This is a genomic window from Reyranella massiliensis 521 (genome assembly GCF_000312425.1).
Taxonomy (GTDB): domain Bacteria; phylum Pseudomonadota; class Alphaproteobacteria; order Reyranellales; family Reyranellaceae; genus Reyranella; species Reyranella massiliensis.
Genome location: NZ_HE997181.1, coordinates 80,075 through 100,808, shown reverse-complemented (window position 1 = coordinate 100,808; position 20,734 = coordinate 80,075). Strand labels below are relative to the sequence as shown.

The 20,734-nt window shown below is 65.3% G+C and carries 20 protein-coding genes and 1 other RNA gene; 8 read left to right on the top strand and 13 right to left on the bottom strand.

The window, feature by feature from the left end; translation table 11 throughout:
• Positions 1 to 127 precede the first annotated feature (127 nt).
• Together BN60_RS00555 and BN60_RS00550 are read right to left on the bottom strand one after the other, a co-directional pair.
• Positions 128 to 1,279: an acyl-CoA dehydrogenase family protein gene (locus BN60_RS00555; RefSeq protein WP_020694013.1), complete on the bottom strand. Its 1,152-nt coding sequence runs from the start codon at positions 1,277 to 1,279 to the stop codon at positions 128 to 130.
• Between the two features lie 26 nt (positions 1,280 to 1,305).
• On the bottom strand, positions 1,306 to 2,406 hold the full coding sequence (locus BN60_RS00550) for a Zn-dependent alcohol dehydrogenase (RefSeq protein WP_020694012.1): 1,101 nt from the start codon (positions 2,404 to 2,406) through the stop codon (positions 1,306 to 1,308).
• On the opposite strand from BN60_RS00550, the gene BN60_RS00545 reads away from it, so the two are divergent.
• Positions 2,405 to 3,208: an SDR family oxidoreductase gene (locus BN60_RS00545; RefSeq protein WP_020694011.1), complete on the top strand. Its 804-nt coding sequence runs from the start codon at positions 2,405 to 2,407 to the stop codon at positions 3,206 to 3,208. The genes BN60_RS00550 and BN60_RS00545 overlap by 2 nt on opposite strands.
• Positions 3,198 to 3,965: an SDR family NAD(P)-dependent oxidoreductase gene (locus BN60_RS00540; protein WP_020694010.1), complete on the top strand. Its 768-nt coding sequence runs from the start codon at positions 3,198 to 3,200 to the stop codon at positions 3,963 to 3,965. The genes BN60_RS00545 and BN60_RS00540 overlap by 11 nt, the downstream gene beginning before the upstream one ends.
• A 48-nt stretch (positions 3,966 to 4,013) precedes the next feature.
• Here the strand turns inward: BN60_RS00540 and ilvC are convergent, their stop codons facing one another.
• Positions 4,014 to 5,033, bottom strand: a complete 1,020-nt coding sequence (gene ilvC / locus BN60_RS00535; RefSeq protein ID WP_020694009.1) for a ketol-acid reductoisomerase — start codon at positions 5,031 to 5,033, stop codon at positions 4,014 to 4,016.
• A gap of 96 nt (positions 5,034 to 5,129) precedes the next feature.
• Between ilvC and BN60_RS00530 the strand changes: the two genes are divergently transcribed.
• On the top strand, positions 5,130 to 5,675 hold the full coding sequence (locus tag BN60_RS00530) for a hypothetical protein (protein WP_020694008.1): 546 nt from the start codon (positions 5,130 to 5,132) through the stop codon (positions 5,673 to 5,675).
• Positions 5,676 to 5,697: 22 nt separating this feature from the next.
• Positions 5,698 to 6,243: a hypothetical protein gene (locus BN60_RS00525; RefSeq protein WP_020694007.1), complete on the top strand. Its 546-nt coding sequence runs from the start codon at positions 5,698 to 5,700 to the stop codon at positions 6,241 to 6,243.
• Between the two features lie 2 nt (positions 6,244 to 6,245).
• On the opposite strand, the gene BN60_RS00520 is transcribed toward BN60_RS00525, so the two are convergent.
• The 5 genes from BN60_RS00520 to miaA form a co-directional block, all read right to left on the bottom strand.
• On the bottom strand, positions 6,246 to 7,715 hold the full coding sequence (locus BN60_RS00520; protein ID WP_020694006.1) for a M48 family metalloprotease: 1,470 nt from the start codon (positions 7,713 to 7,715) through the stop codon (positions 6,246 to 6,248).
• Positions 7,716 to 7,754: 39 nt separating this feature from the next.
• Positions 7,755 to 8,378, bottom strand: a complete 624-nt coding sequence (locus BN60_RS00515; protein ID WP_020694005.1) for a LysE family translocator — start codon at positions 8,376 to 8,378, stop codon at positions 7,755 to 7,757.
• Positions 8,378 to 8,884, bottom strand: a complete 507-nt coding sequence (gene ilvN / locus BN60_RS00510) for an acetolactate synthase small subunit (protein ID WP_020694004.1) — start codon at positions 8,882 to 8,884, stop codon at positions 8,378 to 8,380. Before ilvN ends, BN60_RS00515 begins: the two co-directional genes overlap by 1 nt.
• 2 nt (positions 8,885 to 8,886) lie before the next feature.
• Positions 8,887 to 10,656: an acetolactate synthase 3 large subunit gene (locus BN60_RS00505; RefSeq protein WP_020694003.1), complete on the bottom strand. Its 1,770-nt coding sequence runs from the start codon at positions 10,654 to 10,656 to the stop codon at positions 8,887 to 8,889.
• Between the two features lie 110 nt (positions 10,657 to 10,766).
• Positions 10,767 to 11,702: a tRNA (adenosine(37)-N6)-dimethylallyltransferase MiaA gene (gene miaA, locus BN60_RS00500; protein WP_020694002.1), complete on the bottom strand. Its 936-nt coding sequence runs from the start codon at positions 11,700 to 11,702 to the stop codon at positions 10,767 to 10,769.
• Between the two features lie 51 nt (positions 11,703 to 11,753).
• On the opposite strand from miaA, the gene serB reads away from it, so the two are divergent.
• Positions 11,754 to 12,635, top strand: coding sequence for a phosphoserine phosphatase SerB (gene serB, locus BN60_RS00495; RefSeq protein WP_020694001.1), 882 nt, complete (start codon positions 11,754 to 11,756; stop codon positions 12,633 to 12,635).
• Positions 12,632 to 13,633, top strand: a complete 1,002-nt coding sequence (locus tag BN60_RS00490; protein ID WP_020694000.1) for an NADP-dependent oxidoreductase — start codon at positions 12,632 to 12,634, stop codon at positions 13,631 to 13,633. Before serB ends, BN60_RS00490 begins: the two co-directional genes overlap by 4 nt.
• Before the next feature lie 77 nt (positions 13,634 to 13,710).
• Here BN60_RS00490 and BN60_RS00485 read toward each other — a convergent pair whose 3' ends face one another.
• From BN60_RS00485 to hflK, 3 genes are all read right to left on the bottom strand, one after another.
• The gene (locus tag BN60_RS00485; protein WP_020693999.1) at positions 13,711 to 15,207 is read right to left on the bottom strand and encodes a DegQ family serine endoprotease; all 1,497 of its coding nucleotides are present in this window, start codon (positions 15,205 to 15,207) and stop codon (positions 13,711 to 13,713) included.
• A 210-nt stretch (positions 15,208 to 15,417) separates the two neighbouring features.
• A complete protein-coding gene (gene hflC, locus BN60_RS00480; protein ID WP_020693998.1) occupies positions 15,418 to 16,308 on the bottom strand; it encodes a protease modulator HflC in 891 nt (296 codons plus the stop codon).
• Positions 16,305 to 17,525 carry an FtsH protease activity modulator HflK gene (gene hflK, locus BN60_RS00475; protein ID WP_020693997.1) on the bottom strand — a complete coding sequence of 407 codons (1,221 nt, stop codon included), beginning with the start codon at positions 17,523 to 17,525 and terminating at the stop codon, positions 16,305 to 16,307. Before hflK ends, hflC begins: the two co-directional genes overlap by 4 nt.
• 141 nt (positions 17,526 to 17,666) lie before the next feature.
• On the opposite strand from hflK, the gene apbC reads away from it, so the two are divergent.
• Positions 17,667 to 18,809: an iron-sulfur cluster carrier protein ApbC gene (gene apbC / locus BN60_RS00470; protein WP_020693996.1), complete on the top strand. Its 1,143-nt coding sequence runs from the start codon at positions 17,667 to 17,669 to the stop codon at positions 18,807 to 18,809.
• Here the strand turns inward: apbC and BN60_RS00465 are convergent, their stop codons facing one another.
• Both BN60_RS00465 and thyX read right to left on the bottom strand, forming a co-directional pair.
• Positions 18,810 to 19,364, bottom strand: coding sequence for a GNAT family N-acetyltransferase (locus BN60_RS00465; RefSeq protein WP_020693995.1), 555 nt, complete (start codon positions 19,362 to 19,364; stop codon positions 18,810 to 18,812). It abuts the gene before it with no gap.
• 13 nt (positions 19,365 to 19,377) lie between these two features.
• Positions 19,378 to 20,313, bottom strand: coding sequence for an FAD-dependent thymidylate synthase (gene thyX / locus BN60_RS00460; RefSeq protein WP_020693994.1), 936 nt, complete (start codon positions 20,311 to 20,313; stop codon positions 19,378 to 19,380).
• 80 nt (positions 20,314 to 20,393) lie between these two features.
• Between thyX and ssrA the strand changes: the two genes are divergently transcribed.
• Positions 20,394 to 20,714: a transfer-messenger RNA gene (gene ssrA, locus BN60_RS29360) on the top strand.
• Positions 20,715 to 20,734 lie beyond the last annotated feature (20 nt).

The window sequence follows — 20,734 nt, the reverse complement described above, 5'->3', positions numbered from 1 at the left end:
CAAGGTGCGACCGGGTTTAGACCGGCAGGCCAACGCTCGCAAGGCGATTCAAGCCATGCGAGCTGCAACCATGCTGGGGACGTGTTCTTCTTTCGTGCGACGCGAAGAACAGACGCGCCGCCTGCAGCTACAGCCCCATCATCTTGGCGATGGTGTTGCGTTGGATGTCGTTGGTGCCGCCGCCAATCGAGCCGACGCGCACGTCGCGGAAGAGGCGCTGGATGTCGTGCGCCATCGTGTAGCCCGCGCCACCCATGATCTCCATGGCGAGGTGGGCGCATTTGAATTCGCCGTCGGTGCCCTGGATCTTGGCGATGGCGGTCTCCTCCACCGGATCGAGCCCGGCATCGAGCATGTCGGCCAGGCGATAGGTCAGCGCCTGCGTCGTGCGCAGCATGATCCGCATGTCGGCGAATTTGTGCTGGATCGCCTGGAACTTGGAGATCGGCTGGCCGAACTGCACCCGCTCCTGGGCGAAGCGTTTGGCGTACTCGATGGCGAAATGCATGTTGCCGCAGGCTTGCGCGGCGAGGCACAGGCGCTCGAGGTTCAGCCCCTTCATCAGGCCGGACCAGCCCCGGTTCTCCTCGCCGATCACATGATCGGCCGGCACGAACACGCCATCGAAGAAGATCTCGTTGGCATGCGTGGTCCGCCGGCCGAGCGTCTCCAGCGGCTTCATGGTGAGGCCGGCCGCCTTGGCATCGACCCAGAACAACGTCACGCCCTTGTGCCGCGCATCGCCGTCGGTCTTCGCCACCACCATCAGATAGTCCGCGACGTGAGCGGCGCTGATGTAGAGCTTCTGGCCGGTAATCCGGTATCCGTTGCCGTCGCGCACGGCGCGCGTCTTGATGCCGGAGGCGTCGGAGCCGGTGTCGGGCTCCGAAAGCGCGAAGGCCGACTTCAGCTTGCCGGCGCAGATCTCCGGCAGATAGCGCCGACGCAGGTGCTCGCCGGCGGTGAGCTGCAGATGCATGCCGCCATAGACGACGGTCGGCAGGTAGAGCGATGAGGCGCCGCTGTAGTGGCGCGCCAGCGCCTCGACCAGGATGACGAGATCCTTGCGGCTGCCGCCCATGCCGCCATAGGCGGGATCGTAGGGCAGCGACATGTAACCGGCTTCAGCCAGCGCCTTGAAAGCCGCATGCGGGAACTCGCTCGCGGCATCGAGCCGGCGCACCTCCTCTGCCGGCAACACGCGTGCCAGCAGTTCGGAGACATTGCGCCGGATCAGCTTCTGTTCGTCGGTCAGCCCGAAATCATCCAAGTCAGTCATCAAACTCTCGAAATAACAATCCAGCTTCAGTCGAACACGACGACGCCACGAGCAACTTCGCCGGCCATCATCCTCTTGAAGCCGTCGTTGATCTCCGAGAGCTTGTAGGTGCGGCTGATCAGCCCGTCGATGTTCAGGCGCTTGTTCATGTAGTGGTCGACCAGCATCGGGAAATCGAGGTCGGGCCGCACGGAACCGTAGAAGGTGCCGCTCACTTTCTTCTCACTGAACACCATCATGAAGGGCGAATACTGCGCCTTCATCGACGGTGCGGAGATGCCGACGGCAACCGCGTGCCCGCCCGGCGCCAGCGCGTCGAAGCCCAGGGCCTGGGTCTTGTCGATCGAGACCGCATCGAAGGAATAGTCGACGCCCAGCCCGCCGGTGATCTCCTTCACCTTCTTCACCGGATCGTTGTCGGTCGCGGTGTTGACGGTGTGGGTGGCGCCGAAGGTCTTGGCCATCTCGAGCTTGTTGTCGAGGATGTCGGCCGCGATGATCTTCGACGCGCCCGAGAGCATGGCGCCCTGGATGGCGTTGAGGCCAACGCCGCCGCAGCCGATCACCAGCACGGTCGAGCCCGCTTCGATCTTGGCGTGACGAGTCACCGCACCGACGCCGGTCGCCACGCAGCAGCCGACCAGGGCCGCCTGGGCCCAGGGCATGTCCTTGCGGATCGGGATCACCATCTCCTCCGGCACCACGACTTCCTCGGCGAAGGTGCCGATGCGCGCCATCTGGTTGATGCCCTGGCCCTTGTGCTTCAGCCGCAGGGTGCCGTCGTAGAGAGAGCCCGGCGGTACCGAGGCGCGGCCGATGCACAGCACGGTGCGGCCCTGCGTACAGTAGCGGCATCGCCCACAATGCGGACGGAAGGAGAAGATCACATGGTCGCCGGGCTTCACCGTCGTGACGCCGGCGCCGCATTCGAGAATCTCGCCGGCCGCTTCATGGCCCGGCACGATCGGCATGGGAGACGGCCAGTCCCCGTTCATGACATGCCAATCGCTCTGGCAAACGCCCGAGGCCCGCATCTTCACGCGCACTTCCTGCGCCTTCGGCGGATCGAGCTCGCACTCGACGACCTGCAAGGGCTCGTTGGGCTTGAACAGAACAGCGGCCTTCATGTTTTTCCTCCTGAATCGTTGGCGGGACTATATCATCGCCCGCATGACCAACACCCTTCTCATCACCGGCGGCGCCTCAGGTATCGGCGCCGAGACCGCCCGTCGCGCCGCGACGCGCGGCTACAGGATCGCCATCAACTATCGCTCGCGCGATGCTCAGGCCAAGGCTGTCGTGGCCGACATCGCCGCCAAGGGCAGCCAGGCCATCGCATTGCCAGGCGATATGGCGAACGAAGCCGATATCGTGCGTCTGTTTGCAGAGACCGAGCGGGCGCTGGGGCCGATCACGCATCTGGTCAACAGCGCCGGCATCGATCCCGGCAAGGCACGCGTCGAAGACTATGACGCCGCCACCCTCCATCGCCTGTTCACCATCAATGTCACCGGCCTGATGCTGTGCTGCCGCGAAGCCACGCGGCGCATGTCGACCAGGAACGGCGGCAAAGGCGGCGCGATCGTCAACGTCTCGTCCATGGCCGCCACGCTCGGCGGACGGAAGGGCGCTTCGGCCTACGCCGCCACCAAGGGCGCGGTCGATGCCTTCACCAAGGGCTTTGCCCGCGAAGTGGCGGCCGAAGGCATCAGGGTCAATTCGATCCGCCCCGGCGCGGTCATGACCGAGATGACCGAAGGCCGACTGAACGACGAAGCCGTCCGCACCGCCATAGCCGCGTCGATCCCCATTCAACGCATCGGCGAGGCGCACGAAATCGCCGAGGCGATCCTGTGGCTCCTGTCGAATGAAGCCTCCTTCATCACCGGCGCCATGCTCGATGCATCCGGAGGCGGCTATGTCATCTGAGGCCAAGACACTTCTCATCACCGGCGGCGCCTCGGGCATCGGCGCCGAAACGGCACGTCGCGCGGCAGCGCACGGCTACAAGATCGCCATCAACTACCGCTCGCGCGACGCTCAGGCCAAGGCTGTCGTCGCCGACATCGCCGCCAAGGGCGGCCAGGCCATCGCCCTGCCGGGCGACATGGTGCACGAGGCCGACATCGTGCGGCTGTTCGAGGAGACCGAGCAGGCGCTGGGTCCCGTCACGCATCTCGTCAACAGCGCCGGCATCAACGGCCGGCGCGGCCGGGTCGACGAATACGACGCGGCTATCCTCGCCAATCTGTTCGCCGTGAATGTCGTGGGCCTGATGCTCTGCTGCCGCGAGGCAGCGCGGCGCATGTCGACAAAGAACGGCGGCAAGGGCGGTGCGATCGTCAACGTCTCGTCAATGGCCGGCACGTTGGGCGGACGCCCCGGCTCGTCGGCTTATGCCGCCAGCAAGGGCGCCGTCGATGCCTTCACCAAGGGCTTTGCCCGCGAAGTCGCGGCCGAGGGCATCCGCGTAAACTCGCTGCGACCGGGCATGGTGCTGACCGAGATGACCGAAGGCCGGCTGAACGACGCCACGTTCCGTGCCAGCATCGAAGCCTCGATCCCGATGGGACGAATCGGACAGAGCCACGAGATGGCCGACACGATCCTATGGTTGCTCTCGGACCAGTCGTCCTTCATCACCGGCGCGATGCTCGATGCCTCGGGCGGTGGATACAAGATTTGAAAACAAAAACGGGCCCCGAAGGGCCCGTTTCATTAGCGTCCGGAAGGACTAGTTCTTGGCCTTGTCGACCAGGGCCTTTTCCTTGATCCACGGCATCATGCCGCGCAGCTTCTCGCCGATCTCTTCGATCGGGTGCTCCGACATGCGCTTGCGCATCGCCTTGAACGAGGCCTGGTTGACCTTGTTCTCCAGCATCCAGTCGCGCGCGAAGCGGCCGGACTGAATGTCCTCGAGAACGCGCTTCATCTCGGCCTTGGTCTCGGCCGTCACGATGCGCGGGCCCGAACGATACTCGCCGTATTCCGCGGTGTTGGAGATCGAGTAGTTCATGTTGGCGATGCCGCCCTCGAAGATGAGGTCGACGATCAGCTTCACTTCATGCAGGCACTCGAAGTACGCCATCTCCGGCGCATAGCCCGCCTCGACCAGCGTCTCGTAGCCGGCCTTGATCAGCTCGACCAGACCGCCGCACAGCACGACCTGCTCGCCGAACAGATCGGTCTCGCACTCTTCCTTGAACGAGGTCTCGATGGTGCCGGCGCGGCCGCCACCGACTGCCGAGGAGTAGCTGAGCGCGATCTCGAGCGCGTTGCCCGACGGGTTCTGCGCCACCGCCACGAGGCAGGGCACGCCGCCGCCACGCACGTACTCGGAGCGCACCGTGTGGCCCGGGCCCTTCGGCGCGATCATGAACACGTCGAGGTCGGCACGCGGCGACAGCAGGTTGAAGTGGACGTTGAGGCCATGGGCGAAGGCGAGCGCGGCGCCCTGCTTCATGTTGGGGGCGAGGTCGGCGTTGTAGATGTCCGACTGCAGCTCGTCCGGCGTGAGCACCATCACGATGTCGGCCCACTTGGCGCCATCGGCCGGGCTCATGACGGTGAAGCCGGCGCCTTCGGCCTTCTTCGTCGTCGCCGAGCCGGGCTTCAGTGCAATGCGCACGTCCTTGACGCCGGAATCGCGCAAGTTCATGGCGTGGGCGTGGCCCTGGCTGCCGTAGCCGACGACAAGGACCTTCTTGCCCTTGATCAGGTTCACATCGGCGTCACGATCGTAGTAGACACGCATAGGGCCCATTCCTCCTGGCAGTGCGCTCTTGGCAATAAACGGGGCTTACTAGACAACCCAGCCCGCAAACACCAGTCTGGAATCCTGCCTCTTCGCATGTCCGCCCTGCATTCCCTCCTGCCCCTGCTCGCTATGTCCTTTTTCCTCGGCGGCTGCTGGTACAGCTCCTCCGTTTCCGGCAGCAAGGATGGCACGTCGCAGATGCGGCGGATCGACCAGGCCAATGCCAGCACCACGCCGCAACAGGCCCAGGCGCTCATCAGCGGCAAGACCTGGCGCGCGGCCGGCACTCTCTACGGTCCGGCCGCCCATTATTCTACACCTGACGGACGGGATTTCGCCTGGTTCTATGAAGGGCGTCAGGTCATCGCGGGCGAGTGGAGGGTCGAAACCGGCCCCTCAGGCCCCAGCGGAGCCCAGGTGACGAAGGTCTGCCTGCGCTACCCGGGCGAAGCGGTCCATCCGATCAGCAAGGCAGCGGGCGCCAACTGGTACTGCCAACCTGCCGGTTCGGTCTTCGAATGGGTGCGCGAGCGCGTCGACGGCGATCCGCTCGGTCTCGCCAGCCGGAGCGAGGTGCCGTTCGTCTCTCGCCACAAGAACCTGACCATCAGCCAGTTGCAGGCGCTGCTGCCGCGCTAGACCTCAGAGGATCTCAACGCCCATGTCGACCTTCCGCCTTTCGTCGCTCCTCGCCATGGCCGTCCTGGCCCTCGGCGCCTGCTCCAATCCCGATCCGGAGGCGCCGACAGGCCCGGCCGTGGCCATGCCGGGCATCGACTATGCCGTCGCCAACTCGACACCCGGCGGCGCGGAACGGGCGATGAGCCACAAGACCTGGATGTGGACGCGCGGCGGTGGTCCGGCGCAGATCCACTATTCGACGGCGGATGGCCGCGACTTCGCCTGGCTGGTCGGCCAGCGGCGGATCTTCCAGGGTGAGTGGAAGACGCAGACGACGACCGAGAACGGCGGCCAGCCGCTGATCCAGGTCTGCCTGCGCTATCCCGGCGTCAATCTGGGCGGCCTCAGCAGCAACTGGACCTGCCGACCGGCGGGAACCTTCTTCGTCGAGATGCAGCAGCGCGAGAGCGGCGATCCGCTGCGCATTGCGGGCCGTACGCAGGCGCTGTTCGTCCTGACCCAGACTCCGGCCAACCTCGCCGAGGTCGAAGGACGGGTCGCGGCCATTCAGGGCATTCGCAACTAGGGTCAGATCAGCAGGTGCACGATGGTAAGGCCGGCCAGCAGGCCGATCGACGTCACCATCAAGGTCAGGAAACCGACCGCGCCGACGAGGATCGCGAACAACGGTACGAGCAGCAGGCCGAGGACGCCCAGCACTGCGGCACGGCCGGGGTGAGCCGCCAGGGTCTTGAGATCGACGGTGCGGCCGCTCTCCCGTGAGGCCGCGCCCATGGCGCTGAGTCGCACCAGTCGCTCGCTCGTGGACGGTGTCAGCGCCAGCGCCAAGGTGCGCCGATCCATTGCCCTGCGATGCGCCGTCGCGGGCGCGGCGATGAACAGATAGGCGAAGGCCTCGCCGCCCGGCGGCGGATCGGCCGCGCCGATCTTTTCCAGCGCTTGCGCGAAGGCCTCCGGGTTACGCGCCAGCTGCACGACCTTGGCATCCGTCCAGTAGCAGCGATTGCGCCAGAGCCGGGCCAAGGGCGGTCCCAGGAACAGCGACGTCCAGAGAAACAGGATGAGCTTGTAGAAGACGGCCACCAGGTAGAAAGGCAACAGCAGGAAGCGCACGACCTTGGCCACGAGCAGCGGCGCGCCGCCGGCAATCTTGTCGAGATCGGGGATAGCATCACCCTGCATCCCCTCCTCCACACCTTCGCCGGCCCGCCCCAGACGATCGGCGCTGGGGTGTCGAGTTACCGATACAAGCAGCAGGTCCTTCAGCGTGCGCCATGCTGATCCGCGCAGCGGCAGGTCGAGCACGGTCAGGAAAAAGCCGAAGGTCCGCAGCGCAGCCATGATGCCGGCGGCAACGCGCAGGTCGCCCGCACCGATGGCGGAGATCAGGCGGGCCGCGACGGCTTCGGTTTCGCTGCGATTGAGCTTTTCCAGCAGGCCGCGGGTGACGAGCACGATGCCGTCCTTGTGCGAAGCTCCCAGTGCCGCGGCGTTGACGATCGGCGAATCGATCAGCAAGAGCCGTGGAACCGGCGCCCCGGCACCGATCGCGACTTCCTCGACGATGTTGCCGAGTTGCCGTTCCTCGAAATCGTCGAGCCTCGCCGGCCGCGCCTTCAGTCGAGCCAGAAGATCTGCGCTGGCGGCTCCGCTAAAGACTGCCCGCAGCCAGAGCCAGACCAGCATCGCCGCCAGCAGCGCCGGCAAGGCAATGCGTGCCATCCGGACCAGCGACGGTCCCAGCAGCCCCAGATCGCCCACGCCATTCATTTGGTCGAGCGCCAAAGACAGCGCGTCGAAATTGGCGAGCTGCGCGACGACGAACGCCTGGATCGAGGCCGTGCCGAAGCCGCCGATCAGCTTCAGGAAGGCTCCCGCGACCAGCAGCAAGATCGGCGTGACGATGGTGCTCAACACCAGTCCAATGCCGGCGGCAACCAGGGCGCAGACAAGAGATACGATCCAAGCCGCACGCCGTCGGCGAATCAGCTCCTCGTAGAAAGTGGTTCTCTGCGCAGGCGCCGGTGCGTCGCTCATGACCAGTCGACTCGCCGTCCGCGCCTTGCGTCCGAGAGGCTACTGGTTGGACAGCACGAGGCGCACGCCGAGGGCCGCCAACAAGCCCCCCATGATGCGGTCGAGCCAAATCTTGGTGCGACGATAGAAGGCGCGCGCGGTGCTGCCGGAGAAGAGCAGCGCCAGCAGGGCGAACCAGGCGAATTCGTTAATCGCCACAATGGCGAGCACCGTCGCGTCCATCCAAGTGGGCGGCTGGGCAGGCAGCAGCGAAATGAAGATGCTGCCCATGAAGACCATGACCTTGGGATTGCTGAGCTGCAGCAGCAGCGCCTTGACGAAACCCTGCCAGGCGCCGGCCTGCGCCGCCGCGGGATCGGCCTCGGGCAGCGGCGCGCCGGCATGGCGCAGCAGCATGAAGCCGAGATAGATCAGGTAGATCGCGCCGGCGATGCGGAAGGCGACGTAGAGCCATTCGAAACGGGCGAACAGGATCTGCAGGCCATAGAGCGCGGCGGCCGCCCAGACCAGCGCTCCCAGCATCATGGCAAAAGCTGCCAGCAGACCAGCACGCCGGCCGGACACGGCCGACGTCTGGATCACGAGAACGGTCGACGGCCCCGGGCTCGCGACGGCCAGCAGATGGACCAGCGCAAGCCCCGCCAGGGCGGCGACGTACTCCACTAGAGCTGCTCGGCCCCGCGCGACATGGCGACGATGCCGGTACGGCCGACATCGACCAGGCCGAGCGTCTCCATGAGACCGACGAAGGTCTGCACCTTGTCGGAATTGCCGGTGACTTCGAAGACGAAGGAGTCGGTCTTGGCGTCGATCACCTTGGCGCGGAAGACGTCGGCGAGCCGCAATGCTTCGACACGCTTTTCACCGACGCTCTTGACCTTCACCAGCGCCAGCTCGCGCTCGATATGGGGCCCCTCGACGGTGAGGTCGCGCACGCGATGGACCGGCACCAATCGGTCGAGCTGCGCCTTGATCTGTTCGATCACCATCGGCGTGCCGCTGGTCACGATGGTGATGCGCGAGAGGTTCGCCTTGGCGTCGGTCTGCGCCACGGTCAGGCTCTCGATGTTGTAGCCGCGGCCGGAGAACAGCCCGACCACGCGCGCCAGGATGCCGGGCTCGTTGTCGACCAGGACGGAGATGGTGTGGCTGGAGGCAAGTTCCTGCATGACTACACCAGCACCATGCCTTCTTCGGACACCGGCTTCTGCGCCTTGTCCTCGGGTCCCAGGAGCATGTCGTTATGCGCAGCGCCCGAGGGGATCATCGGGAAGCAATTCTCCTTCTGGTCGACGATGACATCGACCACGACGGGGTGCTTCAGCGCGATCATCTCCTTGATCGTATCGTCGAGCTTCTCGGGCTCGTGGCAGCGCAGGCCCTTGGCGCCGAACGCCTCGGCCAGCTTCACGAAGTCGGGAAGCGATTCCATGTAGCTCTCGGAGTAGCGGCTGCCGTGCAGCAACTCCTGCCACTGGCGGACCATGCCCATGTACTGGTTGTTGAGGATGAAGATCTTCACCGGCAGGCGATACTGCGCCACCGTCGAGAGCTCCTGGATGTTCATCAGGATCGAGGCTTCGCCTGCCACGTCGATGACGAGTGCGTCGGGATGCGCGATCTGCACGCCCATCGCCGCCGGGAAACCGTAGCCCATGGTGCCGAGCCCGCCCGACGTCATCCAGCGGTTGGGCTGCTCGAACTTCAGGAACTGCGCCGCCCACATCTGATGTTGGCCCACTTCGGTCGTGATGTAGTGGTCCTTGTCCTTGATGTGGTGATAGAGCCGCTCGAGCGCGTATTGCGGCTTGATCGTGCCCTTCTCGGTCTTGTAGGCGAGGCAGTGGCGGGCCCGCCATGTCTCGATCTCGGCCCACCAGGCCTTCAGCGCCTTCTGGTCGGTCTTCGGCTGCTTGGCCTTCCAGACCTTGATCATCTCCTCGAGCACCAGCGTGGCATCGCCCACGATGGGGAGATCGACGCGCACGTTCTTGTTGATCGAGCTCGGGTCGATATCGACGTGAATCTTCTTCGAGCCTGGCGAGAACTTGCCGAGGTTGCCGGTGATGCGATCGTCGAAGCGTGCGCCGATGTTGATCATCACGTCGCAGCCGTGCATCGCCAGATTGGCTTCGTAGGTGCCGTGCATGCCCAGCATGCCGAGGAACTGCTTGTCGGACGCCGGGAAGGCGCCCAGTCCCATCAGCGTGTTGGTGACAGGATAGCCCGTCATGCGGACGAACTGCGTCAGCAGCTTCGAGGCCTTGGGCCCCGAATTGATGATGCCGCCGCCGGCATAGAAGATCGGACGCTTGGCGTGCGCGATCATCTCGATGGCCTGCTCGATCTTCTTCGGATCGGGCTTGGTCTGCGGACGGTAGCTCTTGTGCTGCACCGGCTTCTTGGGCGCCACATAGTCGTGCTTGTTCATCAGCACGTCCTTGGGCAGGTCGATGACGACCGGGCCGGGACGGCCGGAGCGCGCCACGTAGAAAGCCTCGTGAACGGTGCGAGCGAGGTCGCCCACGGCCTTCACCAGGTAATTGTGCTTGGTGCAGGGCCGCGTAATGCCGGTCGTATCGGCTTCCTGGAACGCGTCGTTGCCGATCAGATGAGTCGGCACCTGGCCGGTCAGGCAGACGATCGGGATCGAATCCATCAGCGCGTCGGTGAGGCCGGTCACGGCATTGGTGGCGCCAGGGCCGGAGGTCACCAGGACGACGCCGACCTTGCCGGTCGATCGGGCATAGCCTTCGGCGGCATGCACGGCCGCCTGCTCGTGGCGCACCAGGATGTGGCGCAACCGGTTCTGCTTGAAGATCGAATCGTAGATCGGAAGGACCGCGCCGCCGGGATAGCCGAAGACGACCTCGACTTCCTCGTCGATCAAGGCTTTCACCAATAGATCGGCGCCGGTCGTGGCTGACTCCTCGGGCTTCATGACAGCAGTCTCCTTCTGACAAATGTGCCGCAAAACGGGGGTTTTGCGGCGGCCGGAAGATAGAGGCCGGGCCGGAGGGGGTCAACTCGAAATGCACGAAACGTAAAGTTTCAGACCCCAGAATTGTCCAAAAATTTCTCGGCAGTGGTCAAACCAAGGTCTGCCTCGGGAGACAGCACCAAATCTGGTGCCAGCTGATGCCGGAACCACGTCATCTGGCGTTTGGCATATTGGCGAGTGTGATCGATTGCGATGCGCCGAGCTTCCGCCAGCGACAACTCGCCCCGGAAGTGGCGAAACAGCTCTGGGGCGCCGTGCGCCTTGAGGCCAGGCCAGTGCGGATCGGGATTGCCGTCAAATACCGCGCGCGCTTCCGCAAGAACGCCTTCGGCCAGCATCGCGTCGAACCGCCGCTCGATCCGGTCGCGCAACCAGCCGCGTTCCGGCGCCAGGAGAAGGCTCGCAAACCGCCATGGTGCCGGCTTGGCCTCGACCGCCTGCCAAGTGCTGAGAGGTCGGCCGGTCGCCAGCCACACTTCCCAGGCCCGCACATGGCGCTGGCGATCACCTGGCTTGAGGCGGGCCACGATGACCGGGTCTTTTTCGCCCAGCCGGGCGCGGAAGGCGTCGGCCCCCATCGCCTGCCAGTCCTCGTTGGCCTGCTGGCGCAATTCGGCGGGCGCGTCGGGAATGGGCGCAATGCCCTGCATCAGGGTCCGAAGATAGAGGCCCGATCCGCCACACAGGATGGGCAGGCGGCCCTCAGCGCGGGCGCGTTCGATCTCCGCCGCGGCCAAGGTGCGCCAACGCGCAGCGGAGAGCGTCTCGCTGAGCGGCAGGAGGCCATACAGGACATGCGGCGCCCTCGCCCGCTCTTCGGTGCTGGGCTGCGCCGTCAGGATGGGAAAGGCATCATAGGTCTGCATGGCGTCGGCATTGATCACGACGCCGTTGCGCCGTTCGGCAAGCGCCAGCGCCAGCGCCGACTTGCCGCTGGCGGTCGGGCCGGTGACGACGATGACGCGATCCTGTGCCTTTGAACTCATGAGACCGGCGCACAGATTGCAAATCCACGACCCCACCGCTAGAGCCGGAGCGTGAAAAACGTCCTCGTCCTGATCTCCGATCCCGCCCGGCCGGCACTCACTGCCGCCGTTCTCGAAGCTGCGACAGAAATGCTGCACACCGCCGGCGCCAGGGTCGGCACGCCCGACTGGCTGGCACCCGGCATCGCCTGCGATCTACCGTTCGACGGGCCGGCAGGTCCGGTCAAGCTGGCCGGTGTCGATGCCGTTGCGCTGCCTGCCGCCGGCCGGCGCAAGAAGCTGCTCGTGGCCGACATGGAATCGACCATGATTCACAACGAAATGCTGGACGAACTGGCCGACTTCCTGGGCCTGCGCGAGAAGATCGCCGGCATCACGGCCCGCGCCATGAATGGCGAGATCGATTTCGCCGGCGCCTTGAGCGAGCGCGTGGACCTGCTGAAGGGTCTGTCCGTAGGAAAGCTCGACGAGGCCGCGACACGCATGCGCTATATGCCCGGCGGCGCCACGCTGGTCGCTACCATGAAGAAGCACGGCGCCTATTGCGCGCTGGTCTCCGGCGGGTTCACCTATTTCACCGCGATGGTGCGCCGGTCATTGGGCTTCGATTTCGACGCCGCCAACGTCCTGAAGCATGACGGCAAGGCGCTCCTGGGAACGGTCGAACCGCCGATCCTCGGCAAGGAGGCGAAGCTCGCCGCCCTTCAGCGACTCGCCGGCGAACGCGGCGTCGCGGCAGCCGACGCCGTCACCGTCGGCGACGGCGCCAACGATCTGCCGATGCTGCAGGCCGCAGGCCTCGGCGTCGCCTACCACGCCAAGCCGACCGTCGCGGCACAGGTTCGGGCGCGTATCGACCATGGCGATCTCACCGCCCTGCTCTACCTGCAGGGCTATCGCCGCACCGACTTCGAAGAGAGGAAAGACCCATGACCCAGATCCAACGCATCGTCCTCGCCAAGCGCCCGGTAGGCGACGTCACCGCAGATTGCTTCCGCAACGAAACGGCGACCCTGGCAGCGCTTGCCGACGGTCAGATCCTGATCCGTTCGCGCTTCCTCTCGCTCGATCCCTACATGCGGCCGCGCATGACCGAGCTGCGCTCCTACACGCCGCCCTTCGAGCTCGACAAGCCGCTGACCGGCGGCTCGGTCGGCGAGGTGGTGGAGTCCAGGAACCCGCGCTTCGCCAAGGGCGACATCGTGATGGGCATGCTGGACTGGGCGACCCACACGCTCCACGACGGCAAGGGCCTGCGCAAGATCGACGCGTCGGGCATCCCCCTCTCGGCCCACCTTGGCGTGCTGGGCATGCCGAGCTTCACCGCCTGGTACGGCATGAAGCACATCTGCAAGCCCAAGGCCGGAGAGACCGTGTTCGTCTCGGCCGCCACCGGCGCGGTGGGCCAGGTGGCGGGCCAGCTCGCCAAGCTCGCCGGCGCGAAGGTCGTGGGCTGCGCCGGAGACGAGCAGAAGTGCCAGTGGGCGGTGCGCGAGGCGGGCTACGACGCCTGCTTCAACCACAAGACGGAGCGCGACTATGGCGCCGTGCTGGACAAGCTCTGCCCGCAGGGCATCGATGCCGATTTCGAGAATGTCGGCGGCAAGATCTTCCACGCCGTGTTCGAGCGGCTGAACAATTTCGGCCGCGTCGCTTTCTGTGGCGCGATCTCGGAATACCAGGACAAGGAGCCGATGGCCGGGCCGCCCAAGATGTTCACCATCGTGCAACGCCGACTCAACCTGCAGGGCTTCATCGTCTCCGACCACGCAGCCCTGATGGGCGACTTCGTGAACGAGGTCGGCGGGCTGGTGAAGGCGGGCAAGCTCAAGAGCCGGGAGACCGTGGTCGACGGCCTGACCGCCGCCCCGCAGGCCTTCATGGGCCTGCTCAAGGGTGAGAATTTCGGCAAACTCGTGGTGAAGGTCTAGCGTCTTAAGGGGCGCTCCATGGAAAAGGGCCCAGCTCTTGCGAGCAGGGCCCTTTTTCTTTCGTAGTGGCCGCGGCGCTACTTCGTCAGGCGCAGCGCGGCGAAGCGCGGATCGCCCTGGCGTTCGACGAACAGCAACACCGAACGCTTCTTCTGCTGCTGCAGCTTCGTCACCAGATCGGTGACCTCCTGCGGGGTCGTCACCGGCTTCTGGTCGACTTCAAGGATAACGTCGCCCGCCTGAAGCTGCTTCTCGGCGGCCGGGCTGTTGGCCGCAACCTTGGTGATGACCACACCCTTGATCTGGTCGCTCAGACCATAGCGCTCGCGCAGCTGGTCGGTGACCTTCTGCAGGGTCAGGCCGAGCTGCTCGATCGTCGAGGTGATCTGCTGGTCGGGTTCGGCGGGCTTCTTTTGGGTGCCCTGGGCCGAGGCGTTCTGCTTGTCCGCCTCTTCTTGCTCGCCGACGCGCAGCTTCAGCGGCACTTCCTTGCCACCACGCCACACCACGACGTCGACCGTGCTGCCGACGCGGGAGTTGGCGACCACCCGGGGGAAGCGGCGCAGGTCGAGCACGTCCTGCCCCCCGAAGGAGAGGATGATGTCGTTGCGCTTGAGGCCGGCCTTGGCAGCCGGGCTGTCGACAGTGACATTGGCCACCAGTACGCCGCGCGCGCGGTCGAGGCCGAAGGAGTCGGCGATATCGTCGGTGACGCTCTGGTAGCTGACGCCGATCCAGCCGCGCTTCACCCGGCCGAACTCGCGCAGCTGGTCGGCGACCTGCTTCACGAGGTTGGACGGGATCGAGAAGGCGAGGCCCGCATTGGTGCCCGACGGCGAGTAGATGGCCGTGTTGACGCCGATGACCTCGCCGTCCTGGTTGAACAGCGGACCGCCCGAATTGCCCTTGTTGATGGCGGCGTCGGTCTGCAGGTAGTCGTCCAGCGAATCGTTCAGCGAACGGCCGCGCGCCGAGATGATGCCCGCGGTCACCGAATGGCCGAGGCCGAACGGATTGCCGATGGCGATCACCCAGTCGCCCACGCGCTCCTTGTCGGAATCGCCCCACTTCGCCGCCGGCAGCAGCTTCTTGTTCGGCGGTTCGACCTTGAGCAGGGCCACGTCGATGCGGCTGTCGGAACCGATCAGCTTGGCCTTGAGCTGGGTGTCGTCCTTGAAGATGACGGTGATGTCTTCGGCGCCCTGAATGACGTGATTGTTGGTGATGATGTAGCCTTCACCGTCGATCACGAAACCGGAGCCCAGCGACGTGCCGCGGCGCTTCTGCTCCTCGCCGCCGCCCCGGCGGTCGAAGAATTCCTTGAACAGCTCCTCGAACGGCGAGCCCGGCGGCAGCTGCGGCATGTCGCGCAGGCGCGGCCCCTGCTGAGGCACGTTCTGAGTGGTCGTGATGTTGACGACAGTCGGCATCAGCTTGTCGACCAGCTCGGCGAAGCTCTCATTAACCTGATTGGGTTGTCGAGCCAGGGCGGGCTCTGTCACCACGAGGCCGAATGCTGCAACAGCCGCAAGAGCGGCGCCCCGAAAAAAGCGATGAGAATCAGCCAGAATCACGTCCGACCTCCAACGGCGCTCAGGGCCCTACGGTCGGTAACGGCCGGCGCCGCGCGTTAGAGTGACTGTCTACATGTGGGCAGATTGTGGCGCAAATAAAGAGGCCGTCATGTTGCCGATTATTTCGGCCTTTTACGGCTTTGACCAAAAAAGAACCGGCGGCGTGGCAGGACTGCCACAGCCGCCGGCTCCGTACGGTTTCAGGTGATACTACTTCTTGCTGTTCGGCCCCGGTCCAGACGGATCGTTGAAGTAGCGGAAGAAGTCGCTGTCCGGGCTCAGCAGCATGGTCGAGCCACCCGAGCTGAACGCCTGCTTGTAGGCTTCCATGCGCCGGTAGAAGGCATAGAAATCCTTGTCCTTGCTGAAGGCCTGGGCGTAGATCCGGGTCGCCTCGGCATCGGCTTCACCTTTCAGGATCTGGCCCTTGAGGCCGGCATCCGCCTTGATGACGGCGACCTCGCGGTCGGCCGTTGCCTTGATGCGGGCATTCTCCTCGTCACCCTCGGCGCGCAGCTGGCCGGCCTCGCGCTCGCGGTCCGTCTTCATGCGGTTATAGACCGACTGCGAGTTGGCCTGCGGCAGGTCAGCGCGCTTGATGCGCACGTCCACGGTCTGGACGCCCAGCTCCTTGGTCTTGCTGTTCACGCGCTTCGTGATCTCGTCCATCAGGTTGGCGCGCTGGTCCGTCAGGACTGCATGCAGGGGCACTGAGGAAAGAACGCCGCGGATTTCCGAGTTGATCAGCGAGTCGAGCAGCCCGCGCAGGGCCGGTTCCCCACCGGGGACGGTCTGGGCATAGAGCTTGGCCGCCACGATCTTGTAGCGGGCGTAAGCATCGACCACGAGGCGCTTCTGATCGCCGGCGATGACCTCGAACTCCTCGGCTTCGTAGTCGAGCAGCCGGCGGTCGATCCGCTGGATGTCCTGCACCAGCGGAATCTTGGCGTAGAGACCGGGCTCAGTCTTGGGATCACCCACGATGGCGCCAAACTGGCGCACCAGAACCTGCTTGGTCGGGTCGACGGTGTAGAAGGTCTGGGTCACCAGGAAGCCCAGGACCGCGAGCGCAATCAGCGCAATGATCGAACGGTTGCTCATCGCGTTGCTCCCGGCAGCGGCTGTGGCTGTCTGGGTGGTTGCGCCGCGCCAGTCGCGGGCTGCTGGCCGGACCTAAGCTCGGACAACGGCAGGTACGGCAGCACACCGCCTGTGCCGGAGGTGTTCTTGTCGACCAGCACCTTGTTCACATTGCGCAGCACCTCTTCCATCGTGTCGAGGTAGAGGCGCTCGGTCGTGATGTCCTTGGCCTTGGCCCACTGCTCGTAGACCTGGTCGAAACGCTGAGCGTCACCGCTGGCGCGCGCTACGATCTCCGCCTTGTAGGCCTCGGAGCGCTGCACGATCGACTCCGCTTCACCCTTGGCGCGCGGAAGCTGCTGATTGCGATAGGTGTTGCCTTCGTTGATCAACCTTTCCTTGTCGGCACGTGCCGCCTGGACGTCGCGGAATGCCGCGATCACTTCCTGCGGCGGGTCGACGCGCAGAAGCTGGATCTGCGAGATGCGCACGCCCAGCCCGTACTCGTCGAGAATGCCCTGCAGCAAATCCTTGGTGTCCTGCTCGATACGGCTGCGGCCCTCTGTCTGGGCATATTGCAGGTTCGACTTGCCGATCACCTCGCGCATCGCGGCTTCGGCGCCGGCGCGCACGTTCTCTTCGGGATTGCGCACGTCGAAGGCGTACTTGAACACGTCCTTGATCTGCCACAGCACCGCGAACTCGATGTCGACGATGTTCTCGTCGCCGGTCAGCATCAGGTTTTCCGTCGAGGTCGGGCGCGGGCCACGATTGTAGGGCGTGCTGACCTGATTGCCGCGCGAACCGATCACGACGCGGCGCTGATCCTGCACGTTGACCACGACGACGTTACCGATCGGGCTGGGCAGGTTGTAGTGCAGGCCGGGCTCGACCGGCTTGCCATAAGGCTTGCCGAACACGAGCTGAATCGCCTGCTGGTTGGGCTGCACGCGGAAGAAGCCGGTGACGAGCCAGACCACCAGCGCACCCAACACGACGAGCGCGATGCCCTTGTAGGAGCCGAAGCCGCCGGGGATGAGATTCTTGAGGCGCTCCTGGCCCTTGCGAATGACGTCTTCCATGTCCGGGGGGCGCCGCGAACCGAACGGGCCGCCGCCACCGCCGCCACGGTTCCCGCCGCCGCCGCCACCGCCGCCCCAAGGGCCGCCGCCGCCGCTGCCGCCGCTACCACCGCCGCCGCCCCAGGGGCCGCCGCCGCCGTTGTTATTCCACGCCATTTTCACCTCAGAGCCGCTCTCACTGCCTCGCCTTGGCGCATTGTCGCTTTTGATTTCACGCCGCGCTGCATATATGTGACGGCAGGCACTCCTTCAATCAAGCGGCGACACGAAATTGCCGGTCAGCGGAAGCATCGGATCATGGCGGAAATAAGCGAATCAGCCGTCCGCAAGGTTCTTGAGACCATCATCGATCCCGCGACAGGACGCAGCGTCGCGGCTCTCGGCATGGTGGGCGGCATTGCCACACGCGGCGGGCACGTCGCAATCACCCTCGACGTCGACCCGTCACGCGGTCCCGCACTGGAGCCTTTGCGTCAGGCCTGCGAACAGGCAGTACGCGCCATGCCGGGCGTGTTGTCAGCGACGGCCGTCATGACGTCCGAACGGCCTGCACAGCCGCCCCCTCCCGCACCGGGCGGCCGGCACGGACACAGCCACGCTCCCGGCGGCAAGACCACGGGCGGCGGCGGCCGCATCGAGGTGCCGGGCGTGAAGCACATCATTGCCGTCGCCTCGGGCAAGGGCGGTGTCGGCAAGTCGACGACAGCGGTCAATCTGGCCCTCGGACTGGCCGCCAACGGCATATCGACCGGCCTTCTCGACGCCGACATCTACGGCCCCTCCATGCCGCGCATGCTCGACGTCAAGGAGAAGCCCGAGTCGATCGACGGCAAGCAACTGAAACCGATCGAGCGTTACGGGATCAAGACGATGTCGATCGGCTACATCGTGGCCGAGGACACGCCGATGATCTGGCGCGGCCCCATGGTGTCGAGCGCGCTGGAGCAGATGCTGCGCGACGTTCAGTGGGGCGATCTCGACGTCCTGGTGGTCGACATGCCGCCCGGGACCGGCGATGCCCAGCTCACCCTGGCGCAGCGCGTGGCGCTGGCCGGCGCCGTCATCGTCTCGACGCCGCAGGACATTGCCCTAGTCGATGCGCGCAAGGGTCTCAACATGTTCCGCAAGGTCGCCGTGCCCGTCCTCGGCATCGTCGAGAACATGAGCTACTTCCTCTGCCCCAAGTGCGGCGAGCGCGCCGAGATTTTCGGCCATGGCGGCGCCCACGAAGAAGCCGACAAGCTCGGCGTGCCCTTCCTGGGCGAGATCCCGCTGCATCTCGATATCCGCACGACCTCCGACAGCGGACACCCCATTGTCGTTTCGAAGCCCGAGAGCGCGCACGCGCAGGTCTACAAGAACATCGCGGGCCGGGTCTGGAAGCAGCTCTCGGCCAACCAGCGTGGCCCCCGCGCCGCGCCGCGGATCGTGGTGCAGTAGCTACTTCTTGCGCTTGCGGCCGGGGCGCCAGCCGGGCTGCCATTTTCCGATCATGCCGTGGACGCCGATCATGGCGCCGGCGACGAGTTCGAGGGCCAGGAACCGGCGCTCCTCGACCCAGCCGGGAAGCTGGATGTTGAGTGCCAGATCGCGGCGAAAGCCGAACTGATTATAGTATTCGGGGTCGCCGACCAGGATGATGCGGCTGTGGCCCAGCATGCGCGACTGCGCCATCGAGTGCCACATCAACGCCTTGCCGTAGCCCAGCCCGCGCAGTTCGGGCGCAATGGCGAGCGGGCCCAGCAGCACCGCCGGCCAGCGCTCGTTGATCAGGATCGGCCAGTTGCGGATCGACGCCACCATGCGGCCCTTCTGGTCGATGGCGACGAAGCAGAGTTCCTTGATTGGCTTCACGTCCTCACGCAGGCGATAGACCGTCTTGTGCTGGCGGTCGGGCCCGAAGGCCGCCTCGTTCATGCCCTCGATCGCTTCGCCATCGCGCACGCGCTCACGCAACAGGCGCAGCCGGCCAGGATCGCGGATCGGCGTTTCCATCGTCCGCCTGCCGTCAGGACCGGCCGAGTGCAGCCATCAGCTCGCGCCATTCGCGCGCGCTCATGCCGCTCGACTTCTGGTCGACCGCCTCGCCCGCCAGCAGGCGCTTGACGATCGCGAGGCCGGTCTTCGACAGATGCGTGCCGCCCATCCGGTATTCGACGAACGCGTCGTGGCTGATCGGACACCAGCGCTTGAGCGTGTCGAGCATCACCTCGGCGTAGACGCGGATCTCATACTGCGCATGAGCATCGGCGCGCAGCGACAGGAAATGCATGAGATTGTGCAGGTTCGTCTTCCAGTACCACTGGGTGTAGAAGCCGAGCGACAGGTTCATGCGCGCCAGCTCGCGCGCCAGACCGGAACGTTCCGGGTCGAGCGGCTCGCCGGTATCGCCCTCGTTCAGCATCTCCATATAGTGCTCGTAGACGAGCTCGGCGTCCTTCTTCAGCAGGGCGAAGACGCGCTCCGCCTCCTTGCCGGCCAGCACGGCGTCGCGACCCTGGCGGTTCTGCTGGCTTTGCGCCGCGAGATGCTCGGGCTTCGGAATGTAGAATTCGTTGTCGAGGATCGAGTAGCGCGCCGAGTATTCGTTCACGTTGGCGGTGCGATGGCGGATCCACTGGCGCGCCACGAAGATCGGCAGCTTCACGTGATATTTGATTTCGCACATCTCGAACGGCGTCGTGTGACGATGCCGCATGAGATAGTTGATCAGCCCGCGATCCTCGCTGACCTTCTTGGTGCCGCGACCATAGCTCACACGCGCCGCCTGCACGACGGCCGCATCGTCTCCCATGTAATCGACGACGCGAACGAAGCCGTGATCGAGCACCGGCAGCGCCTGATAGAGAATTTCTTCCAGCGCCGGGGCGATCGGGCGCAGGGTGGGCTGCGCGCCGGCCCGGGCCTGGTCGATCTCAGCCTGTTGGTCGGTGGAGAGGGGCATTGTTCGTTTTCCTACGTTGGCGGCGGACTCTATGGGCCGCCGGTCGGGGCCACCATGGGGAAAAGCGGAGGGCTCCGCCTTGCCTTCAAAAACGCCTCGGAAGCGCCTATATAGGAACTGTCGGGAAACCGACTATGGCGATAAACGCCGCGTGGCATAAGCGTTTCGGACCCGGGGGCAGTACCCGGCGCCTCCACCATTACCCTCTGCCTTCGGGCGGAGTCGATGGGGGCGAACCAGGATCGACGAGCGTGGTAAAGGCGCGGTTTTTGCCCGGTATGGTTCCGCCGTGACGGGCCATTCACAAGTGCTAACGATAACACCGTTACACTCGCTGCTGCCGCCTAAACAGCGGACGTAAGCGCGGTCCGGGGGGCACCGGGCAACAGAAGCCCCCCACTTTCCTTCTCCTCATTTGCCC

What these genes read in the sequence shown, in the direction of transcription:
- ilvC (WP_020694009.1), bottom strand. Translation starts at nt 5,033, where the DNA reads ATGCGTGTCTACTACGATCGTGACGCCGATGTGAACCTGATCAAGGGC.
- miaA (WP_020694002.1), bottom strand. Translation starts at nt 11,702, where the DNA reads ATGAGTTCAAAGGCACAGGATCGCGTCATCGTCGTCACCGGCCCGACC.
- apbC (WP_020693996.1), top strand. Translation starts at nt 17,667, where the DNA reads ATGGCGGAAATAAGCGAATCAGCCGTCCGCAAGGTTCTTGAGACCATC.
- ilvN (WP_020694004.1), bottom strand. Translation starts at nt 8,884, where the DNA reads ATGCAGGAACTTGCCTCCAGCCACACCATCTCCGTCCTGGTCGACAAC.
- BN60_RS00525 (WP_020694007.1), top strand. Translation starts at nt 5,698, where the DNA reads ATGTCGACCTTCCGCCTTTCGTCGCTCCTCGCCATGGCCGTCCTGGCC.
- BN60_RS00540 (WP_020694010.1), top strand. Translation starts at nt 3,198, where the DNA reads ATGTCATCTGAGGCCAAGACACTTCTCATCACCGGCGGCGCCTCGGGC.
- BN60_RS00550 (WP_020694012.1), bottom strand. Translation starts at nt 2,406, where the DNA reads ATGAAGGCCGCTGTTCTGTTCAAGCCCAACGAGCCCTTGCAGGTCGTC.
- BN60_RS00555 (WP_020694013.1), bottom strand. Translation starts at nt 1,279, where the DNA reads ATGACTGACTTGGATGATTTCGGGCTGACCGACGAACAGAAGCTGATC.
- BN60_RS00490 (WP_020694000.1), top strand. Translation starts at nt 12,632, where the DNA reads ATGACCCAGATCCAACGCATCGTCCTCGCCAAGCGCCCGGTAGGCGAC.
- hflK (WP_020693997.1), bottom strand. Translation starts at nt 17,525, where the DNA reads ATGGCGTGGAATAACAACGGCGGCGGCGGCCCCTGGGGCGGCGGCGGT.
- BN60_RS00530 (WP_020694008.1), top strand. Translation starts at nt 5,130, where the DNA reads ATGTCCGCCCTGCATTCCCTCCTGCCCCTGCTCGCTATGTCCTTTTTC.
- thyX (WP_020693994.1), bottom strand. Translation starts at nt 20,313, where the DNA reads ATGCCCCTCTCCACCGACCAACAGGCTGAGATCGACCAGGCCCGGGCC.
- BN60_RS00545 (WP_020694011.1), top strand. Translation starts at nt 2,405, where the DNA reads ATGTTTTTCCTCCTGAATCGTTGGCGGGACTATATCATCGCCCGCATG.
- BN60_RS00465 (WP_020693995.1), bottom strand. Translation starts at nt 19,364, where the DNA reads ATGGAAACGCCGATCCGCGATCCTGGCCGGCTGCGCCTGTTGCGTGAG.
- hflC (WP_020693998.1), bottom strand. Translation starts at nt 16,308, where the DNA reads ATGAGCAACCGTTCGATCATTGCGCTGATTGCGCTCGCGGTCCTGGGC.
- BN60_RS00520 (WP_020694006.1), bottom strand. Translation starts at nt 7,715, where the DNA reads ATGAGCGACGCACCGGCGCCTGCGCAGAGAACCACTTTCTACGAGGAG.
- BN60_RS00505 (WP_020694003.1), bottom strand. Translation starts at nt 10,656, where the DNA reads ATGAAGCCCGAGGAGTCAGCCACGACCGGCGCCGATCTATTGGTGAAA.